Below are 514 nucleotides of genomic sequence, written 5' to 3' on the forward strand. Positions count from 1 at the left end.
AGGCATTGCCTCTGCTGAACTTATAAATAGTCCCCAAGGATTAAAACTATTTTTAATCGATTCTTTTTTTTGGCACGCATCGGTATTGCCAAAAGGTTGTGAGCACGATTTAGCGAAAACTTTATCAAACTTTGCCTTATTGAAGTTATCGTCAACCTTAGGAAGTTCATAATGACTTGGTGGTGTAGGAACTACAGATTCGGGCTTATAAGTTGGCATAGGTTTAGGTGAATGAATGGCACTTCCAGATTTAGCGACTGACCCTCCTGAATAATGACCAGAAAAGCGATGTCCAATTTTCTTAGCTCCATGCTCAGTAAGTAAAGGTGCATTAGATTTTGATAATGAAAAACCTTTCCCTTCGCGCAAAAGTAGAGGCGATGAGGGTGTAGTGGTACATTAAATTTGGCCACCTACTCAGAGGTGATATCATCACCTCTTAACATGGATAGGTGACATCATGACAAAACGAACAAGACGATTATTTAGTGCTGAATTTAAATTAGAGGCAGCA

General features: G+C 39.3%; 1 pseudogene. It reads right to left on the minus strand.

The annotated features are described in order from the left end of the window. Window positions 1–369 (minus strand): annotated as a pseudogene (locus C9J45_RS21485) (hypothetical protein); the annotation flags it as partial. Window positions 370–514: the final 145 nt, after the last annotated feature.

The sequence above is a fragment of the Photobacterium sp. GB-1 genome (genome assembly GCF_003026165.1).
GTDB lineage: Bacteria > Pseudomonadota > Gammaproteobacteria > Enterobacterales > Vibrionaceae > Photobacterium.